This window comes from Streptomyces sp. SID13726 (assembly GCF_010548375.1).
Lineage (GTDB): Bacteria > Actinomycetota > Actinomycetes > Streptomycetales > Streptomycetaceae > Streptomyces.
The window spans coordinates 303,993-329,965 of sequence record NZ_JAAGLY010000009.1 but is presented as its reverse complement, the minus strand read 5'-3'; the positions used below and the strand labels follow the sequence as shown (position 1 = coordinate 329,965).

Annotated in this window: 25 protein-coding genes; 10 read left to right on the top strand and 15 right to left on the bottom strand. The window is 70.5% G+C overall.

The genetic code is table 11. The features are described 5' to 3' along the window. The first annotated feature begins 12 nt into the window (after positions 1 to 12). Together G3I78_RS25435 and G3I78_RS25430 are read left to right on the top strand one after the other, a co-directional pair. Positions 13 to 372, top strand: coding sequence for a hypothetical protein (locus G3I78_RS25435; RefSeq protein WP_164428449.1), 360 nt, complete (start codon positions 13 to 15; stop codon positions 370 to 372). Beyond that, on the top strand, positions 353 to 781 hold the full coding sequence (locus G3I78_RS25430) for a hypothetical protein (RefSeq protein ID WP_164428447.1): 429 nt from the start codon (positions 353 to 355) through the stop codon (positions 779 to 781). Before G3I78_RS25435 ends, G3I78_RS25430 begins: the two co-directional genes overlap by 20 nt. A 67-nt stretch (positions 782 to 848) precedes the next feature. Here G3I78_RS25430 and G3I78_RS25425 read toward each other — a convergent pair whose 3' ends face one another. The 3 genes from G3I78_RS25425 to G3I78_RS25415 all read right to left on the bottom strand — a co-directional run bounded on the left by G3I78_RS25425 (position 849) and on the right by G3I78_RS25415 (position 3,165). After that, positions 849 to 1,346, bottom strand: a complete 498-nt coding sequence (locus G3I78_RS25425; RefSeq protein WP_164428445.1) for a GNAT family N-acetyltransferase — start codon at positions 1,344 to 1,346, stop codon at positions 849 to 851. Positions 1,347 to 1,391: 45 nt separating this feature from the next. Then, positions 1,392 to 1,898 carry a sigma-70 family RNA polymerase sigma factor gene (locus G3I78_RS25420; protein WP_164428443.1) on the bottom strand — a complete coding sequence of 169 codons (507 nt, stop codon included), beginning with the start codon at positions 1,896 to 1,898 and terminating at the stop codon, positions 1,392 to 1,394. Between the two features lie 100 nt (positions 1,899 to 1,998). Continuing rightward, positions 1,999 to 3,165, bottom strand: coding sequence for a glycerophosphodiester phosphodiesterase (locus G3I78_RS25415; RefSeq protein WP_164428441.1), 1,167 nt, complete (start codon positions 3,163 to 3,165; stop codon positions 1,999 to 2,001). Between the two features lie 371 nt (positions 3,166 to 3,536). On the opposite strand from G3I78_RS25415, the gene G3I78_RS25410 reads away from it, so the two are divergent. Next, positions 3,537 to 4,208, top strand: coding sequence for a lysophospholipid acyltransferase family protein (locus G3I78_RS25410; protein WP_164428439.1), 672 nt, complete (start codon positions 3,537 to 3,539; stop codon positions 4,206 to 4,208). 55 nt (positions 4,209 to 4,263) lie between these two features. Here G3I78_RS25410 and G3I78_RS25405 read toward each other — a convergent pair whose 3' ends face one another. From G3I78_RS25405 to argH, 4 genes are all read right to left on the bottom strand, one after another. Further along, a complete protein-coding gene (locus G3I78_RS25405) occupies positions 4,264 to 5,781 on the bottom strand; it encodes an MFS transporter (RefSeq protein ID WP_164428437.1) in 1,518 nt (505 codons plus the stop codon). After that, a complete protein-coding gene (locus tag G3I78_RS25400) occupies positions 5,778 to 6,329 on the bottom strand; it encodes a TetR/AcrR family transcriptional regulator (RefSeq protein WP_239158025.1) in 552 nt (183 codons plus the stop codon). Before G3I78_RS25400 ends, G3I78_RS25405 begins: the two co-directional genes overlap by 4 nt. An 84-nt stretch (positions 6,330 to 6,413) precedes the next feature. Further along, positions 6,414 to 7,385 (bottom strand): aldo/keto reductase, encoded by a 972-nt coding sequence (locus G3I78_RS25395; protein WP_164428433.1) that lies wholly within the window; start codon positions 7,383 to 7,385, stop codon positions 6,414 to 6,416. A 103-nt stretch (positions 7,386 to 7,488) separates the two neighbouring features. Beyond that, positions 7,489 to 8,913, bottom strand: a complete 1,425-nt coding sequence (argH, locus tag G3I78_RS25390; RefSeq protein WP_164428431.1) for an argininosuccinate lyase — start codon at positions 8,911 to 8,913, stop codon at positions 7,489 to 7,491. A gap of 198 nt (positions 8,914 to 9,111) precedes the next feature. Between argH and G3I78_RS25385 the strand changes: the two genes are divergently transcribed. The 5 genes from G3I78_RS25385 to G3I78_RS25365 all read left to right on the top strand — a co-directional run bounded on the left by G3I78_RS25385 (position 9,112) and on the right by G3I78_RS25365 (position 14,041). Next, entirely contained in the window at positions 9,112 to 10,041 is a 930-nt protein-coding gene (locus G3I78_RS25385) for a hypothetical protein (RefSeq protein WP_164428429.1), read from the top strand. 177 nt (positions 10,042 to 10,218) lie between these two features. Beyond that, positions 10,219 to 10,944 (top strand): L,D-transpeptidase family protein, encoded by a 726-nt coding sequence (locus G3I78_RS25380; protein ID WP_164428513.1) that lies wholly within the window; start codon positions 10,219 to 10,221, stop codon positions 10,942 to 10,944. Positions 10,945 to 11,038: 94 nt separating this feature from the next. Then, positions 11,039 to 12,421 carry a ferredoxin reductase family protein gene (locus G3I78_RS25375; RefSeq protein ID WP_164428427.1) on the top strand — a complete coding sequence of 461 codons (1,383 nt, stop codon included), beginning with the start codon at positions 11,039 to 11,041 and terminating at the stop codon, positions 12,419 to 12,421. A gap of 29 nt (positions 12,422 to 12,450) precedes the next feature. Further along, positions 12,451 to 13,248 (top strand): FMN-binding protein, encoded by a 798-nt coding sequence (locus tag G3I78_RS25370; protein WP_203615471.1) that lies wholly within the window; start codon positions 12,451 to 12,453, stop codon positions 13,246 to 13,248. Positions 13,249 to 13,303: 55 nt separating this feature from the next. Continuing rightward, positions 13,304 to 14,041 (top strand): FAD:protein FMN transferase, encoded by a 738-nt coding sequence (locus G3I78_RS25365; RefSeq protein WP_203615470.1) that lies wholly within the window; start codon positions 13,304 to 13,306, stop codon positions 14,039 to 14,041. Positions 14,042 to 14,130: 89 nt separating this feature from the next. Here the strand turns inward: G3I78_RS25365 and G3I78_RS25360 are convergent, their stop codons facing one another. The 6 genes from G3I78_RS25360 to G3I78_RS25335 form a co-directional block, all read right to left on the bottom strand. Beyond that, positions 14,131 to 14,676 carry an arginine repressor gene (locus G3I78_RS25360; RefSeq protein ID WP_053848933.1) on the bottom strand — a complete coding sequence of 182 codons (546 nt, stop codon included), beginning with the start codon at positions 14,674 to 14,676 and terminating at the stop codon, positions 14,131 to 14,133. 19 nt (positions 14,677 to 14,695) lie between these two features. Then, complete coding sequence (locus tag G3I78_RS25355) at positions 14,696 to 15,838, bottom strand: acetylornithine transaminase (protein ID WP_239158040.1); 1,143 nt, start codon at positions 15,836 to 15,838, stop codon at positions 14,696 to 14,698. A 41-nt stretch (positions 15,839 to 15,879) separates the two neighbouring features. Then, positions 15,880 to 16,791, bottom strand: coding sequence for an acetylglutamate kinase (gene argB / locus G3I78_RS25350; protein ID WP_164428423.1), 912 nt, complete (start codon positions 16,789 to 16,791; stop codon positions 15,880 to 15,882). Continuing rightward, positions 16,788 to 17,966, bottom strand: coding sequence for a bifunctional glutamate N-acetyltransferase/amino-acid acetyltransferase ArgJ (gene argJ, locus G3I78_RS25345; RefSeq protein ID WP_164428421.1), 1,179 nt, complete (start codon positions 17,964 to 17,966; stop codon positions 16,788 to 16,790). The genes argB and argJ overlap by 4 nt, the downstream gene beginning before the upstream one ends. After that, positions 17,963 to 18,991, bottom strand: a complete 1,029-nt coding sequence (argC, locus tag G3I78_RS25340) for an N-acetyl-gamma-glutamyl-phosphate reductase (protein WP_164428419.1) — start codon at positions 18,989 to 18,991, stop codon at positions 17,963 to 17,965. The genes argJ and argC overlap by 4 nt, the downstream gene beginning before the upstream one ends. A 65-nt stretch (positions 18,992 to 19,056) precedes the next feature. Further along, a complete protein-coding gene (locus G3I78_RS25335; RefSeq protein WP_164428417.1) occupies positions 19,057 to 21,678 on the bottom strand; it encodes a YfhO family protein in 2,622 nt (873 codons plus the stop codon). A gap of 156 nt (positions 21,679 to 21,834) precedes the next feature. Between G3I78_RS25335 and G3I78_RS25330 the strand changes: the two genes are divergently transcribed. Beyond that, positions 21,835 to 22,296 (top strand): carboxymuconolactone decarboxylase family protein, encoded by a 462-nt coding sequence (locus tag G3I78_RS25330; protein ID WP_164428415.1) that lies wholly within the window; start codon positions 21,835 to 21,837, stop codon positions 22,294 to 22,296. On the opposite strand, the gene G3I78_RS25325 is transcribed toward G3I78_RS25330, so the two are convergent. Continuing rightward, positions 22,283 to 24,760, bottom strand: coding sequence for an alpha-L-arabinofuranosidase C-terminal domain-containing protein (locus G3I78_RS25325; RefSeq protein WP_164428413.1), 2,478 nt, complete (start codon positions 24,758 to 24,760; stop codon positions 22,283 to 22,285). The two genes, G3I78_RS25330 and G3I78_RS25325, sit on opposite strands and share 14 nt — an antisense overlap. Positions 24,761 to 24,897: 137 nt before the next feature. Between G3I78_RS25325 and G3I78_RS25320 the strand changes: the two genes are divergently transcribed. After that, positions 24,898 to 25,341, top strand: a complete 444-nt coding sequence (locus G3I78_RS25320) for a DUF6314 family protein (protein ID WP_164428411.1) — start codon at positions 24,898 to 24,900, stop codon at positions 25,339 to 25,341. Here the strand turns inward: G3I78_RS25320 and G3I78_RS25315 are convergent. Next, positions 25,323 to 25,916 (bottom strand): histidine phosphatase family protein, encoded by a 594-nt coding sequence (locus G3I78_RS25315; RefSeq protein ID WP_164428409.1) that lies wholly within the window; start codon positions 25,914 to 25,916, stop codon positions 25,323 to 25,325. The genes G3I78_RS25320 and G3I78_RS25315 overlap by 19 nt on opposite strands. Positions 25,917 to 25,973 lie beyond the last annotated feature (57 nt).

Below are 25,973 nucleotides of genomic sequence, written 5' to 3'. Positions count from 1 at the left end.
TAGGCTCGCCGCATGTTTGATGCCCTGACGCTGGTGACCGGCGTCGCCGCGCTTCTGCTCGCCGCGTGGTGCGGCTGGGCGGCCTACCGCGACCAGCCGACCAAGGACTGGCACTTCATCGGGATGGCCGTCGTCTCCGTGCTGGCGCTGGTGCAGCTGGTGGTCGGGATCGTGCAGCTCGCGCGGGGCGAGAAGCCGGAGCAGGGTACGACGATCTTCGTCGCCTATCTGCTGGGGGCGTTCGCGTGTGTGCCGGCGGCGGGGTTCATGTCGCTCGCGGAGCGGACGCGGTGGGGATCGGTGACGGTTGCCGCCGGCGGTGTGGTGCTGGCCGTTCTGGAGGTGCGGCTCTATGACATCTGGGGAAGCTGAGGCGGGTCGGCGACGGCTGACCAGTGGGCCGGGCACGCTGCTCGTCTGGTTGTACGGCGTGATGGTGGTGGGGGCGGTGTCGCGGTCCGCCGTGCAGATCTCCACCGAGTTCGACCATGCGCCGCTCGCGTATTCGCTGTCCGCGGTGGCGGGGGTGGTCTACGGGTTCATCACGTACTCGCTGGTGCGGGGCGGGGAGACCGCGCGCAAGGCGGCGCTGGTGTGCTGTGTCGTCGAGCTGCTGGGGGTGTTGACGGTGGGCACCTGGACGCTGGTCGAGCCGTCGGCGTTCCCGGACGCGACAGTGTGGTCGGACTTCGGGATCGGGTATCTGTTCATTCCCGTGCTGCTGCCGCTTTCCGCCATTTACTGGTTGCGGAAGGGTGCGCCCACCGGGGATGCCGCCTGAGGTCTGCCGGGCGGCATCCGGCCGGATTTGGCTGGTCGCGCAGTTCCCCGCGCCCCTGGGTGGGTGATCAAGCCGTGGCTGCGTATGCGCCCGCCGGCTTCTCCAGGACGATCATCGGGACGCCGTCCGCGCCCTCCGAGGTACCCACCGTCTGGTAGCCGACCTTGCGGTACAGGCGGAGGTTGCCCTCGCTGCGGTGGCCGGTGAAGAGGCGGAAGCTGGTGGCGCCGCGCTCTCCCGCGAGGGCGGATTCCGCCGCACGGAGGAGACGGGCGCCGATTCCGTGGCCCTGGAGGCGGGGGTGGACGCAGAGTTTGCCGATGGCGGCCGAGCCGTCCTCGGTGACATGGCCGCGGACCGAGCCAACCACCTCCTCGCCCAGGCGGGCGACGAAGACGCAGTCCGAGGCCACCTCCGCACGGACCGAGTCCAGGCTCTGGACGAGCGGATCGATGCGGTAGTTGCCGTACAGCGCCGCCTCACTCTGGAAGCACAGGTACTGCAGCCTGAAGATCTGCTCCGCGTCCTGCTCGGCCGCCGCAGAGATGGTCACGCTCATGCCCATGTGCGCACGCCTCCCGCTCACCTGATCGCCTGTTGTCCCCCACTCCTATCCCCGCGCCCGGCGTGTCGCAACCTCCGGTGTGAGCAATCTGCGAAGACAACCGAGACATCTGGAGCGTTCCGGACCGAGACTTCCCTGTGAGATACCCAACTCACCCGCGATCTCCCGGTACGTGAGGTCTCTCGGGGAGAGCAGGGCGGCCATGAGGGAGGGGCAGCGGCCGGGCAGCCGACGCACCGCGTCGTACAGGGCCCGGCGGCGGGCCGCGGCCAGGGTGAGCTCTTCGGGGGTCCGGCCGTCGTCGGCCGCGGGCTCGGTGTCGTACGGCTGCTCGCGTCGGGTCGTACGACGGCTGCGGCGGGACTCGGAGCGGACCGCGCGGCGGAGCCAGCCGGGCGGGTCCAGCGGCGGGCCCTGGGTCTCCAGGTGCTCCAGGAGGCGGAGCCAGACCGCCTGTTCCAGGTCGCCCGGTTCCGTACCGGTGGCATGTGCCTCGGCGGAGGCCTCGGCGGTGAGCAGCGGGCGCAGGGTGGTGACCAAGTCGTGCGTCATATGCGCTACGACACGGCCGCCCGGGCTCTGGGTTGCCCGGGCGGCCGGAAGTCACCCCATCCGGGGCCGGACGGCTCAGCCGTTGACGGAGCCGGACAGGTCAGCCGTTGGCGAAGTCCGCGCGGGCGAGGACGCCGGTGTCCGCGTTGTCGGTGAAGACGCCGTCGATGCCGGTGGCGAAGTACCTCTTGAAGGCGCCGAAGGCGTCCCCGTAGGCGTCCGCGTCCGTGCCCTTGCGGTACTCCAGCGGCAGGAAGGGGTTCTCGTTGCGCATGGTGTACGGGTGGAGGATCAGGCCCACCTTGTGCGCGTCGGCGACCAGGGTCGTCTCCTTGTCGAGGCTGCCGTCGGCCTTCTTGGTGATGACCAGGTCGAGCGTCGGGCCGATGCCCTGGGCGTAGCCGGCGATCTCCCTGAGGCCCTTGGGGGTGATCAGGTCGGCGACGGTGCGCGGGTCGCCGGTCTCGACGAAGTCCCAGGGGCGGGTGTTCGCGGCGGACAGCAGCACGACCAGGGGGTTGTCGACCAGCTTGTTCAGGCGCTGGATGCTGGTCGGCTCGAAGGACTGGAGGATGACCGGGGAGTTCCGCTTGTCCTTGCCGTGCTTGTGCAGCAGCTTCGCGACCCGCTCCTCAAGGCCGAGGCCGAGCTTGCGGAAGTAGGTGGGGTGCTTGGTCTCGGGGTAGATCCAGACCTGCTTGCCGCGCTTGCGGGTCTGCTCGTCCTGCCACTTCAGGACCTCCTCGAAGGTGGGGATCTCCCAGCGGCCGTCGTAGAGCGTGTTGTGCGGGCGGTTGGCCGGGATGCGCTCGATCGCGCGGAGCGTCTTGAGCTCGGCGAGCGTGAAGTCCTCGGTGAACCAGCCGGTGGTGGAGACCCCGTCGAGCAGCTTGGTCTTCTTACGGTCGGCGAACTCCTTGTGGTCGGCGACGTCCGTGGTGCCGCCGATCTCCGGCTCGTGCCGGCAGACGATGTGGCCGTCCCTGGTGGGGACGAGGTCACCGGCCTCGACGATGTCGGCGCCCAGGTCGAGGGCGAGCTGGTAGGAGCCGAAGGTGTGCTCGGGGCGGTAGCCGCTGGCACCCCGGTGGCCGATGATCGTCGGCACGGGCAGGCTCTTCAGCCCGCCGCCGTGTCCGTGCCCCGCCGACCCGGCCGCTCTCGCCGTACCGGAGAGGCCCAGGACCGCTCCCCCGGCGCCGAACACCGCGGCTCCGAGGAGCGCCCGTCGTCCGGTGCCGTCCGTCTGCTCGTCCTGCGATCCCATGTGGACCCCTCTCCTGCCGTCGCCTCTTCGATGCGGGCTGATCGTAGGTGCGTGTCCATGACGGACGGGAGACCTCCGACGGAACACGCGGGTGACGCGGGATGTCGTATGGGAACAGATGTCTGACGACTCGTCGGCTTCGGGGCGATGAGCCGGGGTAGGCGCTGTTTCGAGGCGTCTGTCACATCGTTCCGCTCAGGTTTCCGGGGTGCGACGCGGACCCGCCGCAGGTAAACGAGCGTCAACAGTGCGTAAGACCTCGGTGAACCCCGGGTACTCGATGTGCACGATCCCCCGGCGCGCGAGTAATGTCCTCACCTGCACAGACTCATACAGTTTCCCTGGCCGTTCTCTTGACACCGGAGGGCCCGTTGTCCCGCTTCGCGCTCATCAAGGCAGTGCTCGGACCGATCATGCGCCTGATGTTCCGCCCACAGGTGGAGGGCGCGGAGCACATCCCGGGCGACGGTCCGGTCATCCTGGCCGGCAACCACCTGACCTTCATCGACTCGATGATCCTTCCGCTGGTGTGCGACCGGCAGGTGTTCTTCATCGGCAAGGACGAGTACGTCACCGGGCAGAGCCTCAAGGGCAGGCTCATGGCCTGGTTCTTCACCGGCGTCGGCATGATCCCGGTGGACCGGGACGGCGGCCGTGGTGGTGTGGCCGCGCTGATGACCGGGCGGCGGGTCCTCGAAGAGGGCAAGGTCTTCGGGATCTACCCCGAGGGCACACGGTCGCCCGACGGGCGGCTGTACCGGGGACGGACCGGCATCGCCCGCCTGACCCTGATGACGGGCGCGCCCGTGGTCCCCTTCGCCATGATCGGTACGGACAAGTTGCAGCCGGGTGGGGCGGGGATGCCGCGGCCCGGGCGGGTGACGGTTCGGTTCGGTGAGGCGATGGAGTTCTCCCGCTACGACGGCATGGACCGGGATCGGTATGTGCTGCGGGCTGTCACGGACTCTGTGATGACCGAGGTCATGCGGTTGTCCGGGCAGGAGTACGTGGACATGTATGCGACCAAGGCGAAGGCCGCGTAGCCGGTTCGTCGTCGGGTGCGGGTGCGGGGGGCTTCTCGCGCGGTTCCCCGCGCCCCTAAGAACCCAACCGTTGGTTCTTCAGCATGAACCAGGCTGCCACCGCTGTTGCGAGCAGGACCGCTGCTCCCGCGCCCGCGGCGATGGTCAGGCCGTCCACAAAGGCTTCCCGGGCTGACGCCAGTAGGTCCTGAGCCGTGTTCGACGGCATCCGGGACGCTGCTTCCACCGCACCGCCCAGCGACTCGTGTGCGCCCTCCGGGGTACCTGCGGGAGCCGCGAAGCCCCGGTACACACCCGTCACGATCGAGCCGAGGACCGCGATGCCCAGGGCCGCGCCCAGTTCGTACGCCGTCTCCGAGACCGCCGATGCCGAGCCCGCCTGCTCCTTCGGTACGGAGGACAGGATCACGTCGGCCGTCACCGTGAAGGAGAAGCCGGCGCCCACGCCGACCATCAGGAGGGCGGCGCCCAGCAGGGGGTAGCCCGTGGACTGGTCGATCACGGTCAGGGAGGCCAGGGCCAGGCCGATCGCCGCGAGGCCGCCGGAGACGACCGCGCGTACCGAGTAGCGGCGGGCGAACGTGCCCGCGACCAGGCCCGCCGCCACCGCGCCCACGGCCGCCGGGAGTTCGGCCAGGCCCGCTTCCAACGGGCGCCTGCCCTGGACCAGTTGAAGGTACTGAGAGAGGAAGAAGACCAGGCCGGAGAGGCCGAGGATGGTCAGGAGGTCGGCGAGGACGGCGCCGCTGAAGCCGCGGTTGCGGAAGAGGCGCATGTCCAGGAGGGGTGCGGGGAGCGTGAGTTGGCGGCGCACGAAAGCGTACAGGGCAGCCGCGCCCAAGAGGCCCACGGCGAGCGGCTCCCAGGTGATGCCGTGCGAGGCGGCTTCCTTGACGGCGTAGACCACACCGATCATGCCGACCAGGGACAGGACGACGCTGATCATGTCCCAGGGGCCCGGGTTCGGGGTGCGTGACTCGGGCAGCAGCTTGATGCCGACGAGGACGAGGACCGCCATCACGGGCAGGTTGATCAGGAAGACCGAGCCCCACCAGAAGTGTTCGAGCAGGAACCCGCCGACGATCGGACCGACCGCCGTGCCCGCGGAGGCCGTGGCGCCCCAGATGCCGACGGCGAGGCTGCGTTCGCGCGAGTCGTGGAAGAGGTTGCGGATCAGGGCCAGGGTGGCCGGCATCAGGGTCGCACCGGCGACGCCGAGCAGGGCCCGGGCCAGGATCATCAACTCCGGTGACGTGGCATAGGCGTTGAGGACCGAGACGGCCCCGAAAGCCGTCGCGCCGACGAGCAGGATCCGCTTGCGGCCGATGCGGTCGCCGAGGCTGCCCATCGACACCAGCAGGCCCGCGATGACGAACGAGTAGACGTCGCCGATCCACAGGAGCTGGGTGCCGGTCGGCTTCAGGTCCTCGCTGATGTACGGGGTCGCGAGACCGAGGACGGTCGCGTCGACGGCCACCAGCAGCACGGCGAGCACGAGGACGGACAGCGCGAGCCACCGTCCGGGGCGCTTCACCGCCTCGGTCGTGGTCGCCGGCCGCAGGGTGCTGGTCATGATCCCTCTCTCCGTAGAGCACCGCCGAGCAGCAGCTCGACGGTCATGTGGTGGAAGTCCTTGGGCGCGCCCTTGCCGCTCTGCACCATCCAGGCGGCGGAGGCGAGCAGGCCGAACAGGGCCTCGGTGAGCCAGGCGGGCGTCAGGTCGATGCGGAACTCGCCGCTGTCCTGTCCGCGCCGGAACAGCGCGGAGATCCGCGCGTCGATCCGGCTCCAGCCGTCGTTGAGCTCCTCGCCCTCGAACAGCTGGTTCTCGGTGTAGAGGAAGGCGAGGAGACCGGCCGCGGGCTCGATCTCGCGCACCAGACGCCGTACGGCGTCGCCCGCGGGCCCGTCGTCCAGCCGGGCGGCGGCGAGCGCGGCCTCGCACTCCTCGATGCCGAGCGCCTCCAGCGCCCGGACGAGCGCGTCACGCCCGGCGAAGTGGCGGTGCAGCGTGGCCCTGCTGATCCCGGCGGCCTTCGCGACCTCGTCCATGGTCGCGGTGGATCTGCGGGTCAGCAGGGCCGCGGCACTGCGCAGCACTTGGTCACGGTCGACAGCCATGAGACAACCATAACCCATGTGAGACATTGATGTCTCACCATGAGCATGGGCGTCTCATCTATGACCGCTCGGCGGAGGTCTCCGTCAGTGCCAGGGCAGCTGCCCGCGCCGCTGCCAGTACGTCCGCGGTTCCTCGGCCAGTTCGGCGAGCCGGGACAGGTGCCCGTCGGTCAGGTCCACGACGGCCGCGTGCAGGTTGGAGGCGAGCTGGTTGGTGGTGGCGGCTCCGGAGAGGACCACTCCCACCCACGGCTGACGGAGGACGAGCGCGAGGGCCACGGCGTCACAGCCGAGGGACGTCTCTGCCGCTACGGCCTTCAGCGCGTCCGGGGCGTGCGCGTCGGCGAGCCTGCCGTTGGCCATGCCCTCCTTGACGATCACCGTGAGACCGGCGTCGTGGGCCTCGGCGAGAGCGGGTCCCGCGGAGGTCTCCAGGGCGTTGTACGTCGACTGGACGGTACGGAAGACGGGCTCGCCGTCGACGGTCACCTCCAGTGCGGCACGGATGGCGTCGGCCTGGGCGGGGCCACTGGTGGAGAAGCCGACGGTGACGCCCTGGGCGGCCGCTTCCGCGAGCCTCGCGTGGAGTTCCTTGTCGGTGAGGGCGGGGCTGTCCGGGGTCACCGAGTGGATCTGGTAGAGGTCGAGGCGGTCGCGCAGCAGTTCCGCGGATTCGGCGCGCTGACGGTCGTACGTCTGGACGCTGTGGTCCTTGACCTCGTGCTTCTCAGCATCGGTGGACCAGCCGGCGGTGTAGGTGTAGCCCCACTTGCTGCCGATGACGACGTCGTTTCGGCCGGGGTTCCTGTCGAGCCAGTCGGCGAGGAACTCCTCGGAGCGGCCGTAGGAGCGGGCCACGTCGAAGTAGCGGACGCCTTGGGCGTAGGCGGCGTCGAGGAGTTCGTGGGTGCGGGCTCGTAGCGTCTCGACGCTCCGGTCGTCTCCCAGGTCCTCGTCTCGGCCGAGGTTGATGTAGCCGGGGCGGCCCACCGCGGCGAGGCCTAGGCCGATGTGGGCGGTGGGGGTGGTCGCTGTGGTGAGGCGGGCGAAGGGCATGCCGACAACGTAACTCGGGATGCCCTTCGCTTCAGGGGGTGGGTTGTGCGGTGCGTCGGCGGGTGCGGGTGCGTCGTGGCTTGTCGCGCAGTTCCCCGCGCCCCTAGCGGCGTTCTGCCCAGCGGTGTTGAGCTGCCAGGTCCGCCTTCACTTCCGCCAGCTGTACGGCCACCGCGCTCGGGGCCGTGCCGCCCCTGCCGTTGCGGGATGCCAGGGCGCCGGGGACGTTCAGGACCGTGCGGACCTCCGGGGTCAGGTGGGCCGAGATCTTGGCGAACTGGTCGTCCGTCAGTTCGTCCAGTTCCTTGCCCTCGGCCTCGGCCGCCTTGACGCATTCGCCGGCGACCTCGTGGGCGACGCGGAAGGGCACGCCCTGCTTGACCAGCCACTCGGCGATGTCGGTGGCGAGGGAGAAGCCGGCCGGGGCCAGTTCCTCCATGCGGTCGCGGTGGACGGTGAGGGTGGCCATCATGCCGGTGAAGGCGGGGAGCAGGACCTCCAGCTGGTCGATGGAGTCGAAGACCGGCTCCTTGTCCTCCTGGAGGTCACGGTTGTACGCCAGCGGGAGGGCCTTGAGGGTCGCCATCAGGCCGGTCAGGTTGCCGATGAGGCGGCCGCTCTTGCCGCGCGCCAGCTCCGCGATGTCCGGGTTCTTCTTCTGGGGCATGATCGACGAGCCCGTGGAGAACGCGTCGTGCAGGGTCACGAAGGAGAACTCCTTCGTGTTCCAGATGATGACCTCCTCGGCGATCCGGGAGAGGTTCACGCCGATCATCGCGGTGATGAAGGCGAACTCCGCGACGAAGTCACGGGAGGCCGTGCCGTCGATGGAGTTGCCGACGCTTCCGTGCTCGAAGCCGAGGTCCTTCGCCACCGCCTCCGGGTCGAGGCCGAGGGAGGAACCGGCCAGGGCACCCGAGCCGTACGGCGACACGGCCGTGCGCTCGTCCCACTGGCGCAGCCGCTCCGCGTCCCGGGACAGGGACTGGACGTGGGCCAGGACGTGGTGCGCGAACAGGACCGGCTGGGCGTGCTGGAGGTGGGTGCGGCCGGGCATCGCCACGTCCGGGTGGGCCTCCGCCAGGCCGATCAGGGCGTCCTGGAGCTCGGCGATCAGGCCGCCGACCGTGCGGGCGTGGTCCCGGAGGTACATGCGGAAGAGGGTCGCCACCTGGTCGTTGCGGGAGCGGCCGGCGCGGAGCTTGCCGCCGAGGTCCGGGCCGAGGCGCTCCAGGAGACCGCGCTCCAGGGCGGTGTGGACGTCCTCGTCGGCGATGGTGCCCACGAACTCGCCGGATGCCACCGCGGCCTCGAGTTCGTCGAGTCCGGCGATCATCCGCTGGAGCTCGTCCTCGGTCAGCAGCCCCGCCTTGTGCAGCACGCGCGCGTGGGCACGCGAACCGGCGATGTCGTAGGGGGCGAGCCGCCAGTCGAAGTGGACGGACGCGGACAGCTTGGCCAGGGCCTCGGCGGGACCGTCGGCGAAACGACCGCCCCAGAGCCGGACGTCACCGCTGTTGCTGCTCACTTGCGTTGCTCCTCACCGCTGCACTCCAGGTTATGCATGATTATGCAGAGTTCTGCATGATTCGTCAATTCGGGCTTCGGCAGACGGAGAATTTGCGCTCCCTTTGAACGCGGGAAACCGCTTGCCCGTACCTCTCGCCGAACGCAGGCGCCGCGTTTGTCAACGAAGACCACTCCCGAACCCGAGTGAGGCATCCGCATGTCCAGGGCTCTTCCTAAGTACAACAAGCGCCGCGTGGCGATCATCGGTGGCGCCGCCGCCGTGGCACTGACCGGGGCCATCGTGGCCGGTACCGCCCTCGCCGGGGAGACCAGCAAGAGCAGCACCACCAACGCCCGCACGCTGGCCGACCCCGGCAGCATCTCCTGCCCGGACGTGGCCTCGCAGCTCCCCGCGATCCCGGCCACCGCCCAGGCCGAGGTCGACCGCAACCTCACCCTGCTCCAGACCCAGATCGACGAGGCCAACAAGCGGCTCGTCGACACCGTCGGCCAGGGCGGACCCAACTTCGTCCAGAACGCCATCCTCGGCCCTCTGGAGGACAAGCGGGTCGCCACCGTGAACCGCATCGCCACGGCGATCGGGCGCACGGCCGACAAGCCGCAGGGCCTGGACGCCCTCGCGCCGTGCACCCTCAACGCCGGCGGCGCGGCCGACACGGGCGCCGGTGCGGAGGCGGGCGCGGGCGAAGAGGCGGGCGCGAACGCCGGTGCGGAAGCCGGGGCCGGTGCTGAGGCCGGTGCCGAGGCCACGCCGAGCGAGGCGGCCGGCGCCGAGGACACCGGGAACGCCGGGAACGCCGGGGACACCGGCGACGCGGGCGCGGCGACCGGTGCGGGAGCCATCTCCTGCCCGGACGTCGCCTCGCAGCTGCCCGCGATCCCGGCCACCGCCCAGGCGGAGGTCGACCGCAACCTCGCCCTGCTGAACACCCAGCTCGCCGAGGCGAACAAGCGACTGGTCGACACCGTCGGCCAGGGTGGCCCGAACTTCGTCCAGAACGCGATCCTCGGCCCGCTGGCCGACAAGCGGAAGTCGACCATCGACCGCATCGCCATCTCCATCGGCCGTACCGCGGAGAAGCCGCAGGGCCTCGACTCCCTGGCCGCCTGCACGCTCACCCAGTGACGTGACAGGCGCTGTGGCCGCCCCGTGTGAGCGCCGGCCGGGGCGGCCACGGGCGTGCCCTCGCAGAGCGAGGCACGGCCCCCCTTCCTCACACCCTCTGCGTCGATCGCCACGAGCCCGGACGGACCGTTCGGGCTGCCGTCGTCGCCGGGTCCGTCTACGGTCAGAGCCATGCGCATGCGCTCCGCCGTTGCGGCCGTTCTCGTGACCGCGCCGCTCGTGACCGCGCCACACATGACCGTGCCCCTGGTGGCCGGTGCCGCGCCCGCCGCCGAGGCGCCCCTGCCCGCCCGGATGGCCGACACCGGGGGCGGCGGCCAGCTGATCACCGCCGTGGCTCCGCGGACCGACTCGACCTCGGGCACCGTCACTTGGTGGGACCTCAGGGACGGGCGCTGGGTCGAGGCCGGTTCCGTCGCCGCCAGGTTCGGGGCGAAGGGGCTGGTCGAGGGGGCCTCGCGGAAGCAGGGGACCAGTACGACACCCACCGGGCTGTACGGGCTGCCGTACGCCTTCGGCATCAAGGCGGCCCCGGGCGGCACCTCGTACAAGTACCGTGCGGTGCGGCGGAGTTCGTGGTGGTGCCAGGACAACGACTCGCGGTCCTACAACCGTTGGGTCGAGCCGCGTCCCGCGCACTGCCGGGCCGCGCAGGCGGAGCACCTGGTGACCTACCGGGCGCAGTACGCGTACGCGCTCGTCGTCGGGTTCAACTACGAACGGCCCGTGCGCGAGCGCGGGGCCGGGATCTTCCTGCACGTCAACGGTCGGGGTGCCACCGCCGGCTGTGTGTCGGTGCCGGTGGACGCGATGCGGCGGATCGTCAAGTGGGCCGATCCCGGCCGGACTCCGCACATCGCGATCGGCACCACCGGCGGACGTACGGCGATCACGCGCTACTGAGCCTCCGGAGGCGGCTGAACACAGGAGCGTCGCGGCACGTATCTGAGGGCCAAGGGACCACGCCACCCCCCTTGCCCCCGTCCCCGGAGGAAACGTGACCACCACGCTCGCAAGCGGGCGCGCCGCCCGCCGCCAGACGATGCGCCGCATCCGCCCGCGCCGTTCCCCGGCGACCGTCCTGCTGCTCGCCGTATGGGCGGGCGCGGCCGGTGTGCTGTGGCTGTGGTGGCACAACACGCCGTCCGTGGCCGACGACAACAGCAAGATCCTCAACGCCGGCCGGATCACCGGTCTGCTGGCGGGGTATCTGATGGCGCTCGTGGTGCTCCAGATGGCCCGGGTGCCCGCGCTGGAACGCCGGGTGGGCTCGGACCGGGTGGCCCGCTGGCACGCGATGACCGGTCGCTACACGCTCTGCCTGGTCGTCGCCCACGTCTTCCTGATCATGTGGGGCTACGCCCTCCAGGCCGGCAAGGGGCTCGGCGACATCGTCCAGCAGACGATGGACTCCATCAACCAGCTGCCGGACATGGGCAAGGCGGCCATCGGCACCGGTCTGCTGTTCCTCATCGGGCTGATGTCGATCGGCGGAGTACGGAAGCGGATTCCGTACGACACCTGGTACCACGTGCATCTTCTGACGTACGCGGCGGTCTTCCTGACCTTCTGGCACCAGCTGACCACCGGCAACGACTTCGCGGTCGAGCCGGTCGCCAAGACCGTCTGGTACGGGCTGTACGGCACGGTCACCGCGCTGGTGGTCTGGTACCGGATCCTCACCCCGATCCGGCTGAACCTGCGTCACCGGATGTATGTCGAGGCGGTCGTCGAGGAGACGCCGGGCGTGGTGTCCGTGCTGATCGGCGGGCGCAAGCTGCACCGGATGGGCGCGGAGGCGGGCCAGTTCTTCCGCTGGCGGTTCCTCGCGCCCGGCATGCGGTTCTCCTCCCACCCGTACTCGCTGTCCGCGGCGCCCCGACCGGGCATGCTGCGGATCACGGTGAAGGCGATCGGCGACCACAGCGAACGGCTGCGCGAGCTGGTGCCCGGCACCAAGGTGTGGGCCGAGGGGCCGTACGGCGCCCTGACCGCCCAGCGCCGCAGCCGCGGCAAGGTGCTGCTGGTGGCCGGCGGTGTCGGCATCACGCCGATGCGCGCCCTGTTCGAGACCCTGCCGGGCGCGGCTGGTGACATCACGCTGCTGTACCGGGCCAACACCACCCAGGACCTGGCCCTGTGGGACGAGCTCGCCGCCATCGCGGACGAGCGCGGCGCCCGGTTGATGTACGCGGTCAACAGCCCGGACGGGGAGCGCCCGGACATCTCCGCGGAGTCCCTCCAGCGCAAGCTCCCCGACATCGACAAGCACGACGTGTTCATGTGCGGGCCCAACGGCTTCGCGCAGTCCGTGTACGAAGCACTGCGCGGCGCGGGTGTGCCCGCCCGCCGCATCCATCACGAGTCGTTCGAGATGTGAGCGACGGGAATTCAGGAGCTGTTGAAGCGATGAGGAAGTCTCACCCCGTCCGTCGAGTCGTGCTCGCGACCGCCGCCACCGTCTCCGGTGTCGTGCTGATCCTGTCGCTGAAGCCCTCCTCGGACCCGGCGTCCGCCCAGGCGGGCGGCATCCCCCAACAGACCGCGGCGGCACAGGAGTCGGCCCAGGGCGGCACCGGGGCGGCCGCCGGCGGCACGGTCACCGGGGACGTGGTCCAGACCCAGTACGGCCCCGTCCAGGTCCGGATCACCGTCAGCGGCAACCAGATCACCAAGTCCGAGGCGGTCCAGGCGCCCAAGGGCGGCGAGAGCGACGCGAAGACCGCGCTCTCCGTCCCGAAGCTCAACCAGGCCGTGGTCACCAAGCAGAGCCCGCAGATCGACTCGGTGTCCGGGGCGACCTACACCAGCGAGGGCTACAAGAAGTCGCTCCAGTCGGCGATCGACAAGGCGAACGAGGCGGCCTCCCAGGCACAGCCGTCGGCGCAGCCCTCCCAGACGGCGGGCGGCGGCGGTGGCGGTGGCGCGGCGGCGGCCAAGACGGTCACCGGCGCGGTCTCGCAGACCCAGTACGGCCCGGTCCAGGTCCGGATCACAGTCGCCGGCGGCAAGATCACCAAGGCCGAGGCGGTCCAGGCGCCGAAGGGCGGGACCAGCGACCAGAAGACGGCGCTGTCCGTCCCGAAGCTCAACCAGGAGGCCGTGGCGGCCGGCAGCGCGGACATCGACTCGGTGTCCGGGGCCACCTACACCAGCGAGGGCTACAAGAAGTCGCTCCAGTCCGCGCTGGACCAGGCCGGTGGCTGACACGGTGGCCGAGCCGGCACAAGCTCCCGCCGCGGTACGTCACGCGGAGGAGGTCATGGGGACAGTCTTCTCCTTCGACGTCCGCGGCGGGGAACCCATTGCCGTTCAGACGGCACTGCGGGAGGCGGTGGCAGGACTGCACCGCGTGAACGAGGTGTTCAGCACCTACCGCGACGACAGCCAGGTCTCCCGCCTGGCCCGCGGCGAACTGACGGTCGCCGACTGCGACCCCGAGGTCGCCGAGGTCCTCGAACTGGGCGCCGAGGCCGAGCACTTGAGCGACGGCTGGTTCAGCCTGCGCTACGAGGGCCGCCTCGACCCCACGGGCATCGTCAAGGGCTGGGCCGTGGAACGTGCGGCCCGTCGGATGGCTGAGTCGGGCGCCACGGGAGTGAGCGTCAACGGCGGCGGAGACGTCCAACTGCTGGGCGTACCGGGCCCCGAACGCCCTTGGCGCGTCGGCGTCTCGGACCCCCTGCGCCCCGGCGGCCTGGCGGCGGTGGTCTCCGCCCCGGGCGCGTCGGAACTGGCGGTGGCCACATCGGGCTCGGCCGAGCGGGGCGCCCACATCGTGGACCCCCGCACGGGCCGCTCCGCGGTGACGGACCTGGTGGCGGTAACGGTGGTGGCTCCGACCATCACCTGGGCCGACTGCTGGGCGACGGCGGCCTTCGCGATGGGTTCGCGGGAGGGCTTGGCCTGGCTGGAGAGCCTGCCGGACGTGGAGGCACTGCTGATCACGGCGGGCGACGAGGTCAGGTGCACAGGGGGCTTGGCAGCCAGGTTGGGGTAAGGGTCTTCAGGGGCGCGGGGCCGTATCGATGTGCGGCTCCGCCGCGTGGGCGCGACAAGCCCCCACGGGCCCGCACCCGCACACGGCCCTCAGTGCCCGTTCTGAGCCAACCGCAACAAGTGCTCGGCCAGCGCCTGCCCCCCGGTCGGGTTCCGGCTGATCAGCATCAGCGTGTCGTCACCGGCGATCGTCCCGAGAATGTCGTGCAGTTCAGCCTGGTCGATCGCCGACGCGAGGAACTGAGCCGCCCCCGGAGGCGTACGCAGGACCACGAGATTCGCCGAAGCCTCCGCGGAGATCAGCAGCTCCTGAGAGAGCCGCCGCATCCGCTCCTCCTTCGCCGACTCGCCCAACGGCGCCCGGGGAGTACGGAATCCCCCCTCACTGGGCACCGCGTAGATCAGATCGCCGTCGGTGTTGCGGATCTTCACCGCGTTCAGCTCGTCGAGGTCCCGGGACAGCGTCGCCTGCGTGACACTCAGCCCGTCGTCGGACAGCAGCTTCGCCAACTGGCTCTGCGACCGCACCGGTTGCCGGTTGAGGATGTCCACGATCCGCCGGTGCCGCGCGGTCCGCGTCTGCGGCACGGCAGGCCCCGCGCCCCCGTTGTGCTCGTGATCCTGCGCATGACTCATCGTCGTCTCAATCTCCGGATCATCCGTCTCCCTCGGCGGCACCCAGGATGCCGGGGAGAGCCTGAACAAGCGCGTCCACTTCGTCGTCGCCGAGATTCAGCGGCGGCATCAGCCGTACGACATCGGGGGCGGGCGCGTTCACCAGGAAACCGGCGTCCTGAGCCGCCTGCTGCACCTTCGGCGCGAGCGGCTCGGTGAGCACGATACCCAGGAGGAGCCCGGCACCCCGGACATGCGAGATCAAGGGGTTGCCCAAGGACTCGATTCCGTCCCGCAGCCTCTCGCTCTGCTGCTTGACGTTCTCCAGCAACCCGTCGCTCGCGATGGTGTCCAGGACGGCGAGTCCCGCGGCGCACGCGACCGGGTTCCCGCCGAAGGTCGTCCCGTGGTGTCCCGGCTGGAGCAGGTCCGCGGCCCGGCCGAACGCGACGGTCGCGCCGAGCGGCAGTCCGCCGCCGAGCTGCTTGGCGAGGGTGACGACGTCCGGCAGGACGCCCTCGCTGGCCTGGTAGGCGAACCACTGCCCGGTCCGGCCGATGCCGGTCTGCACCTCGTCGAGGACCAGCAGCGCCCCGGTGGCCGCGGTGATCGCCCGGGCCGCCTTGAGGTAGCCGGCGGGCGGGACCACGACGCCGTTCTCGCCCTGCACGGGCTCGATGACGACCAGTGCGGTCTCCTCGGTGACCGCGGCGGCCAGTGCCTGCGCGTCGCCGTACGGCACATGCGTCACGTCACCGGGCAGCGGCAGGAAGGGTGTCTGCTTGCCGGGCTGGCCGGTGAGCGCGAGGGCGCCCATGGTCCGGCCGTGGAAGCCGCCCTCGGTGGCGACCATGTGGGTGCGCCCGGTCAGCCGGCCGATCTTGAAGGCGGCCTCGTTGGCCTCGGCGCCGGAGTTGCAGAAGAAGACCTTGCCGTCCCGGCCGAACAGCTCCAGGAGCCGTTCGGCGAGGGTGACGGTCGGCTCCGCCATGAAGAAGTTGGAGATGTGCCCGAGGGACGCGATCTGCTTGCTGACGGCCTCGACGATCGCCGGGTGGGCGTGGCCGAGCGCGTTGGTGGCGATGCCGCCGACGAAGTCGAGGTACTGCCTGCCCTCGCTGTCCCAGACCTTGAGGCCCTCGCCGCGGACGAGCGGCAGCCGAGGGGTGCCGTAGTTGTTCATGAGCGAGCCCTGCCACCGCTGGGTCAGCTCCTGATTGTCCGTCACTTCGCGGCCCCCTCCTGCCCGTCGGGCACGACCATCGTGCCGATGCCTTCGTCGGTGAAGATCTCCAGCAGGATCGAGTGCTGGACCCGCCCGTCGATGACCCTGGCCGTGGTCACGCCGTTGCGCACGGCGTGCAGACAGCCCTCCATCTTCGGGACCATGCCGGAGCTCAACTCCGGCAGCAGCTTCTCCAGTTGGGAAGCCGTGAGGCGGCTGATCACCTCGTCGCTGTGCGGCCAGTCCTCATAGAGACCCTCGACGTCCGTGAGGACCATGAGAGTCTCCGCTCCCAGCGCAGCAGCGAGTGCCGCAGCCGCCGTATCAGCATTGACGTTGTAGACATGTCCGTCGTCCTGGCTACGGGCGATCGACGAGACGACCGGGATACGGCCGTCGGCGAGCAGTGCCTCGATCGCGCCCGTGTCGATCGCGGTGATCTCGCCCACCCGCCCGATGTCGACCAACTCCCCGTCGATCTCGGGCTGGTGCTTGGTGGCGGTGATGGTGTGGGCGTCCTCGCCGGTCAACCCGACGGCGAGCGGCCCGTGTTCGTTGAGCAGATTGACCAGCTCACGCTGCACCTGCCCGGCGAGCACCATCCGTACGACGTCCATGGCGTCCTCGGTGGTGACGCGCAGGCCGGCCTTGAACTCGCTGACGATGCCGTGCTTGTCGAGGGCGGCGCTGATCTGCGGGCCGCCGCCGTGCACGACGACCGGCTTGAGGCCGGCGTGGTGCAGGAAGACGACGTCCTGCGCGAAGGCGGCCTTCAGGTCCTCGTCGATCATGGCGTTGCCGCCGAACTTGATGACGACGGTTTTGCCGTTGTGGCGGACCAGCCAGGGCAGCGCCTCGATGAGGATCTGGGCTTTGGGGAGCGCGGTGTGCTTCCGCGTGGGGTTGCTCATGACGAGTAGGCGCTGTTCTCGTGGACGTAGTCGGCGGTGAGGTCGTTGGTCCAGATGGTGGCGGTCTCGGTGCCCGCCGCGAGGTCGGCGACGATGTGCACCTCGCGGTAGCGCATGTCGACCTTGTCGCGGTCCTCGCCGACGCCGCCGTTCTTGCAGACCCAGACGCCGTTGATGGCGACGTTCAGCTGATCCGCCTCGAAGGCGGCCCTGGTGGTGCCGATCGCGGAGAGCACGCGGCCCCAGTTGGGGTCCTCGCCGTGGATGGCGCACTTGAGGAGGTTGTTGCGGGCGATCGAGCGGCCCACCTCGACGGCGTCGTCCTCGCTGGCCGCGTTGACGACTTCGACCTTGATGTCCTTGCTGGCACCCTCGGCGTCCCGGATCAGCTGCTGGCCGAGATCGTCGCAGACCTGCCGTACGGCCTCGGCGAACTCCGCGTACTCCGGGGTGACTTCGGAGGCGCCGGAGGCGAGCAGCAGCACGGTGTCGTTGGTGGACATGCAGCCGTCGGAGTCGACGCGGTCGAAGGTGGTCCGGGTCGCGTCCCGAAGTGCCCTGTCCAGCAGGTCACTTGAGAGGTCGGCGTCAGTGGTGAGGACGACCAGCATGGTGGCGAGGCCGGGGGCGAGCATGCCCGCGCCCTTGGCCATGCCTCCGACGGTCCAGCCGTCCCTGGTCACGACGGACGTCTTGTGGACGGAGTCGGTGGTCTTGATGGCGATGGCGGCCTTCTCGCCGCCGTGCGGGCTGAGCTGGGCGACCGCCTTGTCGACGCCGCGCAGCAGCTTGTCCATGGGGAGCAGGACACCGATCAGGCCGGTCGAGCAGACGGCGACCATGCCGGGCGCGTGGCCGCCGGTCTCGTCGTACCCCGCGGTGTTGAGGGATTCGGCGACCTTCTCGGCGGTCGCGTGCGTGTCCTGGAAGCCCTTATGCCCGGTGCAGGCGTTGGCGCCGCCCGAGTTCAGGACGACGGCGGTCAGCTCACCGCTCTTGAGCACCTGCTCGGACCACAGCACCGGCGCGGCCTTCACGCGGTTGGAGGTGAAGACGCCGGCGGCGGCGCGGCGGGGCCCGGTGTTGACCACGAGGGCCAGGTCTGGGTTGCCGTTCTCCTTGATCCCGGCGGCGACTCCGGCCGCTGTGAATCCCTTGGCTGCCGTGACGCTCACGGTGCGACTCCGATCGTGGAAAGACCGAGCTCCTCGGGGAGGCCGAGGGCGATGTTCATGCTCTGGACGGCACCGCCCGCGGTGCCCTTGGTCAGGTTGTCGATGGCACTGATCGCGATGATGCGGCCCACGGACTCGTCGAGGGCGACCTGCACCTGAACGCCGTTCGAACCGTAGACGGACGCCGTGGCGGGCCACTGGCCCTCGGGCAGCAGGTGCACGAAGGGCTCGTCGGCGAGGGCCTTCTCGTAGGCGGCGCGGACGGACTCGGCGGTCACCCCCGGCTTGGCGGCGGCGCTGCACGTGGCGAGGATGCCGCGGGGCATCGGCGCGAGGGTGGGGGTGAAGGAAACGGAGATTCGCTCCCCCGCCACCCCGCTGAGGTTCTGGATCATCTCGGGCGTGTGCCGGTGGCCGCCGCCGACGCCGTACGGCGACATGGAGCCCATGACCTCACTGCCCAGCAGGTTGGGCTTGGGCGCCTTGCCCGCGCCGGAGGTGCCGGAGGCGGCGACGATCACGGCCTCGGACCCGGCGAGGCCGGCGGCGTAGGCCGGGAAGAGGGCGAGGGTGACGGCGGTGGGGTAGCAACCGGGCACCGCGATGCGCTTGGACCCCTCCAACGCGGCGCGGGCGCCCGGCAGTTCGGGAAGGCCATAGGGCCAGGTGCCGGCGTGTGCGGAGCCGTAGAACCGCTCCCAGTCGGCCGCGTCCTTCAGCCGGAAGTCGGCGCCCATGTCGACGACGAGGACGTCCGGGCCGAGTTGCTCGGCGACGGCTGCGGACTGGCCGTGGGGCAGGGCGAGGAAGACGACGTCGTGTCCGGCGAGGACGTCGGCCGTGGTCTCCTGGAGCACCCGGCCGGCCAGCGGCAGCAGGTGCGGCTGGAGCGAGCCGAGTCGCTGTCCGGCGTTGGAGTTCCCGGTCAGCGCACCGATCTCGACCTCGGGGTGCGCCAGGAGCAGCCGCAGGACCTCACCGCCCGCGTATCCGCTCGCCCCGGCCACTGCCGCACGTACCGCCATGTCATCCTCCTCCTGGATGGCATGACTATACGTTTCGATGCACGTTTATGCAACCACATGCATACTCACCACCGCCTCCGGCGGATGACCCCGAACATACCGATACCGATCAGCGAAAGCAGCGCGCCGCCTCCGACCGCCGCCCCCAGGCGCAGCCCGGGCGGACGGAAACCGCAGGTGACACTGGTCGAGGTGCCGTCGAGGGGTACGGCGATGAGGCCGTGGTACTGCTTCGCGGGTACGGCGTCCGCGTCCCCGGCGGCGCAGCGCCAGCCCGCGATCCGGGGCGCGGCGACGACGGCGACGCCCTTGCTGCCCGGCGGAAGCTCGGCCCGGATGGTGCCGCCGGAGTCGGAGACGGTCACCTCTGTGGCGCCGGTGGCCCGGAGCTGTCGTACGACGGAGTGCAGTCGGCCGGTGTCCAGACAGCCGACCGCCTGGTCCGGCACGACACTCATCCGGTCCGGGGACAGCTCGATGGTGAGGCGCCCGGAGTCCGGGACGGTACCGAGCCGCTGCATGGCGGCGATCTTGGTGAGGGGGTGGAAGTCGGCCCGGAAGCGTCCCGTCAGGCCGTGTGCGGTGGGCCCGGCGAGCCGTGCGGTGCCCGCGAAGTGCGGTGCCCAGAGGTAGACCTCGCTGCCCGCCCGGCACTGGGCGGTGATCGTCCCCCTGCCGCCGGTACGGACGCCCTGCCGCTGGTCGGTGCTGCGGTCCGCGGGCCTGCCCGCGCCGTTGAGGACGGTGATGCGGGGCACGGTGTAGACACGGGCGCCGAGCAGGAGTTCCTGGTTGCGGAAGGGCGAGGGCCCGTAGGAACCGGTCGCGGCGGACGGCCGTACCGTCACCAGCGGCGGGACGTCCTCGCGGGTCACGGTGACCCCGGTGCCGTCCTGCGGGAACCAGTTCTGGTGCGGGTCCGGCGGGGAGTGCACCCGGGCGCCGGTGGAGAAGATGGCGTCGGTCACCGCGTTGTCCAGGCTCTGGAGGCTGCGGCCGCCCGAGGTCCAGCCGTAGCCGAGGGCGGTGAGGGTGGTGCTGAGCACGGCGGAGGTGTGGCTGCTGTAGTACTGGGCGCCCTGGCCGCCGACCTCCAACGGGTCGTTGCCGACGGTCTGTTCGCGGCCCGGGTCGGTGCGGTAGCGGGGCCAGCCGTCGGCCCGCGCCGTCGCGTCCGCCTGTTGCTGCTGCCGGTCGCCCCAGGGCGCGTAGTCGTCCATGTGCCCGAACCGCATCCGGGTGGCCACGGCGTCGGTGGCGGTGGCCTCGCCCAGTTGCGCCCCGACGAGCAGGACGGCGGCGAGCGCGGCCGGGGCCATGCCCAGCACGGGGCGCCGGCGGCCGAGGAGGATCAGCCCGAGCAGCGCGCCGGCGGCCGCGAGCAGGAACACCGGCCAGGCGAAGAAGCGGACCAGCTCGCTGCGGCTCGCGACGAGCGCGATCAGGGCGAGGAGCCCGGCGGCGGCGCCCAGGGCCCGCCGGTCGAGGGGGCCGTAGGAGAGCGTGTGCCAGGCCGCGACGACCAGGAGGGCGCAGACCACGAAGGTCTGGCGGTACGAGCTGCCCTGCGGTTCGGCGAAGGCGTGCCACATCAGATGGGTCGGGCCCCACTGCATCGACAGGGTCACCGCGACCACCAGCAGCGTCCATCCGGCGCGCACCCTGCGCGGGGCGGCCCGGTGGAAGGGCAGCGCGAGGGCGAGCAGCAGGGCCGCGGTGCCGACGAAGAGCGCCGGGGAGCCGAAGCTGTACGTCGTCGGCAGCAGCCGGGCCAGCAGGTCCTCGGTGCCCACCGGGGCGAACTGGGTGAACCGGCCCGTGGAGGCGTGCGCGCTGCCGAAGTACACGACCGTGACCAGGGGCGCGGCCAGCCCCATGCCGAGCCCGAAGGTCAGCGCGGCCCGGCCCACCGTCGCGAGGCTCCGGCGCCGGGGCAGGTCGGCGAGCCACAACCGCAGCAGGAGGACGAGGGCGGCGGCGAGGGTGGCCATGTACGCGGTGTAGAAGTTGGCGACCCAGGCGGCCGTCACGACCAGCACCCCGAGGAGCGGGCGCCTGCCGTTCAGGACCCACTCGCCGACCAGGCACAGCAGCGGCAGGGCGATCAGCCCGTCGAGCCACATGAGGTTGTACGACGCCGTCGCCACGGTCCAGCCGCACAGGGCGTACGACGATCCCAGCAGGCCCGCCGCCCACCAGCGCCCGGGGCGCAGCCTGAGCAGCAGCCAGGCCATGGCCGCGCCGGCGCACGCGATCTTCAGCACGGTGATCACGTACACCGCGAGGTCGATCTGGTCCCGGGGGAACACCGCCACCAGCAGGGCGAACGGGCTGGTGAGATAGGTGCCGAGGTCGGGCAGGAAGCTGGTGCCGTATCCCGACTGCCAGTTGACGAGGAGTCCGCCGGTGCCCTGGCCGTGCAGCAGGTCCCAGAGGTGGGCGTGGAGGGGGACGTACTGGTTGCCCAGGTCGTTGACGTTGCGGGTGCGCGGCCCGAAGGGGTAGCTGCGGGCGATGGCGTCGGCCGCGCAGAGCACGAGGACGGTGATGGCCGCCGCGAGCAGGGCGGCCTGTCCCGGTCCCGGTGGCGATTCCGGTGCGGGCAGGGGCGGTCGGCCCCCTGTGAGGTCGTCCGCGGTCTTCGGTTCGAGCGGGATGGTCAGTCCCGCGCCCCGTTCACTGGTCACTTCAAGCCCCCGTCCGGGGTGTCAGCCCCGCGCGTTGTCACTGCGCCGAATTAGACGGGGGGTGAATACGCTTGGTTGTGCGACCCGCGTTGGCGGTGAGGTGAATTCCCGGCTACGCGGCAGCCAACGGAGAGTGCCGACGACGGAGGACCGGACATGAGCGAAAGTGAGAGCGGGATCGGGATCGGGAGCACCACTCGCGAGGAGCGTTTCGCGCAGGGCCTGGAGATGCTGCGGAGCGTCAACCCCGAAGTGGGGCAGCGGGTTCTCGACGCGCTCGCGGACATCAGCCCGGAGATGGGTCATCAGCTCGTCGCGTGGGGGTTCGGCGAGATCTACTCGCGGCCGCAACTCGCGCCCCGGGACCGCCAGTTGGTCACGCTGGGCATGCTCACCGCGCTCGGCGGCTGCGAGACCCAGCTGGAGGTGCACGTCCACACAGCCCTGAACGTGGGGCTGACACCGGAGCAGATCGCCGAGGCGCTGCTCCAGTCGGCCGGCTACTGCGGCTTCCCCAGGGCGCTGAACGCCATGGGCGTGGCGAAGAAGGTCTTCGGCGAGCGGGGGCTGCTGCCCGTCGGACAGCAGCCCACCGCCCCGACCGCTACCTCTGCTTGATCCTCAGGAACGTGACCGAGTTCGCCGGGAAGGTGTACGAGAACTTCCCGGCGACCCCGTCGAAGGTGGACTTCACGGGGGCGACCGCGGTCGACGTCTCGCTGTTCACGGCGTCCGGGTCGGCCGCCAGCGTGGTCACCCGGGCCTTGGACGCGACCTTGGCACGACCGAGGTCGATGGCCGTACGGGCCGCCGAGTCCTGGGCGTTGACGACCTTGACGATCAGGTCACCGGTCTTCTTGTCCAAGGTGGCGACCTGGCGGAACGGCTCGGCCGGCTTGTCGTCCTTGAAGCTGCCCCACTCCTGCCCGTCGAGGTAGAGGGTGACCTGGCGGCCCCGCACCTTGACGTCGACGTCGTAGGCACGGCCCGTCTCGACCGACCCGGCCTTGGAGATCAGCGTCGACTTGCCGCCGTCCACGGCCTGTTCGACGGCGGACTGGGTGTTGTTCCAGCCGCCCAGGTTCCACCAGTAGTAGTTGCCGGTGTCCTTGACGCCGAAGGCGATCAGGAAGCCCTCCTTGCCGGACCTCTTGGTGGCCTTCACGTGCAGGTCGTAGTCGTGCCAACTCGGGTCGCCCGCCGAGACCATGGTGTTCTCGGCGTTCACGTCCGTCTGCACGTACTGCCCGTCCTGGACGCTCCAGCTGCCGCCGCCGGTGTGGGTCCACTGTCCGGCGCCGCCGCCGAAGTCGTCGGTGAGCAGTGTGCTCCCGTCGGCGCCGGTGACCTTTACATCGTCGTACGCAGCCGTCGTCGCCCAGGTCGACAGGCCCACGGCGCCGCTGATCGGGGCGAGCAGCGAGGGCGTGCCGGTGGCTGTGGAGGGCACCACGCGGTCGCCGACGTTGTTCATGAACAGCTTCTGGACCTCGTAGTTGGCGGAGTTCCAGGAGGCGTGGTTGTTGAACCAGACCAGGTCGGGGCGCCACTGGACGTAGTCCTCGTTGGCGAACAGCGGTGCGTAGGAGGCGAGTTTGACGACGTCGGCGTTGCGTTCCAGGCCGGTCATGAACGCGGCCTCGGTGAGGCCGTTCTTGAAGGTGTTGCCCTGGGAGGCGTACTCGCCGAGGAAGACCTTCGGCCCGCTGCGGTCGTAGGAGTCGTAGCGGTCGTTGTTCTGGAGGAACCACTGCGGGCTGTTGTAGTAGTGCTCGTCGACCATGTCGACCTTGGCGTCCTTGTTGAGCTGCCAGGCCGTGTCGAAGGTCGAACCCGAGTCGTCCGGGCCGGAGTTGGAGATCACCTGGATGTCCGGGTACTTCGCCTGGATGGCGGCGCGGAACTCCTTGAAGCGGGCGAAGAACTCGACGGGCAGGTTCTCCTCGTTGCCGACCTCGATGTGGGTGAGGCGGAACGGCTTGGGGTGGCCCATCTGGGCGCGCTTCTTGCCCCAGGTCGAGCTCACCGGGCCGTTGGCGAACTCGATGAGGTCGAGGGTGTCCTGGATGTGCCGCTTCAGCAGTGCCTCGTCGACGACCGCCTTGTTCTGGCCGCAGCCGGTGACCAGGGCCGGGACGACGGGCAGCGGCATGGCGCCGATGTCCTCGGAGAGCCGGAAGTACTCGTAGTAACCGAGGCCGTAACTCTGGTTGTAGCCCCAGAAGTTGGCGTTGGTGGCGCGCTGCTCGACCGGGCCGATGGTGTCCTTCCACTGGTAGGACCGCTTGCGCTGATAGCCGGAGGCCGCGCTGTAGTCCTCCATGGAGCCGGTGTTGACCAGGCAGCCGCCCGGGAAGCGCACGAAGCCCGGCTTCAGGGCGGCGACCTTCTCGGCGAGGTCCTTGCGCAGGCCGTTGGACTCACCGCGGTAGGTGTCACGCGGGAACAGGGAGACCATGTCGAGGGCGGCGGCGCCCGAGGAGGCCACCGTCAGTCGGCCGTCGGAGCTGGTCCGGGTCGCGGTGAAGGTCGCCTTGTACTGGGCCCAGCCGCTCTTCCTCACGGCCACCCTGCGGGCGGTGGCGAGGGTGCCGCCGGAGTCCTGCAAGGACACGGCGAGTTCGGTGCCGGCGGCGGCGCGGGCCCACACCGAGAAGTCGTACTTCTTACCCTGCTCGACATGGATGCCGGTGTTGTATCCGGCGTTCGTCACGGACGAACCGGCGGCCAGGGAGAGGTAGTTGCGGTTGCGCTCGTTCAGGCGCCCGTCGTCGTTCACCACCTGGGCGGTGCCGGAGACCGTCCACGAGGTCAGCGGGGTGTACGAGGAGTTGTCGGCGGTGGAGTACTCGAAGGAGCGGTTCTGGACGAGCTCGGCGTACAGACCTCCGTCGGCCGCCCGGTTGATGTCCTCGAAGAAGACGCCGTACATCGTGTCGTCGATCTTCGCGCCCTTGGCGGACGGGTCGACGGTGATCGCGTAGTCGGTGACGTCCTCGGCGTGGGCGGGGGCGGGAATCATTCCGGCCGCCACCAGCAGGGCGGTGGCGCTGAGACCGAGTCTCCAGCGGGTGCGTGACATGGATGCTCCGCGGCTCTGTCGAGATGGACGTTCGAGATATCAGACACTGATCAGCACTTCGAACGGCAAGATAGGGAGGGGGATTCCTGAGCGTCAACGGGTCGCGCGGTATCGAAAGTGTCGGAAGCGAGGGACGGATGAGCGGGTTCTGGCCAGTGCCGGACGCGTTGACCTATCTGACCGGGAGCTGGCGGACCGAGCGAACCGTGCGGGATCTGGCGAGCGCGGACGAGGGCCGCTTCTCCGGTACCACTACTTTCGGCCAACTGGAGGGCGGCGGACTGCTGTCCGAGGAGTCCGGCACCTTTGTCTGGCGGGGTGTCCCACGCCCCGCCGAGCGGACGCTCCGCTTCCTGCCGGGCGGGGCCGCGGGCACGGTGGACGTCCGCTTCTCCGACGGCCGGCCCTTCCACGGTCTGGATCTGACCTCCGGGCACCACATCGCCGACCACCCCTGCGCGGCGGACCTCTACCGGGGCGAGTTCAGCGTCCTGGACGCCGGCCACTGGCGCACGGTGTGGCGGGTCGGCGGCCCGGCCAAGGACCTCGTCCTGACGACCGACTACGCGCGCGTGGGCTGAGCCGACACGCTCTCGAAACGCAGGTTCCAGCGGCCGGCCCGGCCGGTCACCGTGGTCGCCGACAGGGGGCGCACATCGATGTTCCAGTACGTCGACGGCGGCGCCTTCAGGGCGTACACCAGGGCGGCCCTGACCACCGAGGGCTCCGCGACGGCGACGACCCGGCCGCCGTCCTCCACCGGCCGGGTGTCGAGCCACTCCCCCACCCGGGAGACGAAGGTCAGCAGCGACTCTCCGCCGTGCGGGGTGGCGCGCGGGTCGGCGAGCCAGGCGTCCACGGACTCCGGTTCGCGGGCCATCGCCTCGCCCAGCGTCAGCCCGCGCCAGCGGCCCATGTCGCAGTCGCGCAGGGCGAGTTGGACCAGCGGGGAGTAACCGAGGGCGTCTCCCGTGGCCCGGCTGCGCGGGGTCGGTGAGCAGTAGCGCAGTTCGGCCGCCGCGAGCGGCAGGAGTTCGCGGGACGCGGCCAGCGCCGTGTCCCAGCCCGCCTGGTCGAGCGGACGGTCGTCCTCAAACCGCTCGGCGAGCAGCGAGGAGCTGCGCGCGGCGGCGACGAACGTGACCCGAAGTTGCATGCGGTGATCGTGAGCCGCGAAAGTGCGCAGGTCAAGAGGTGTTACCGGGGAGTTACC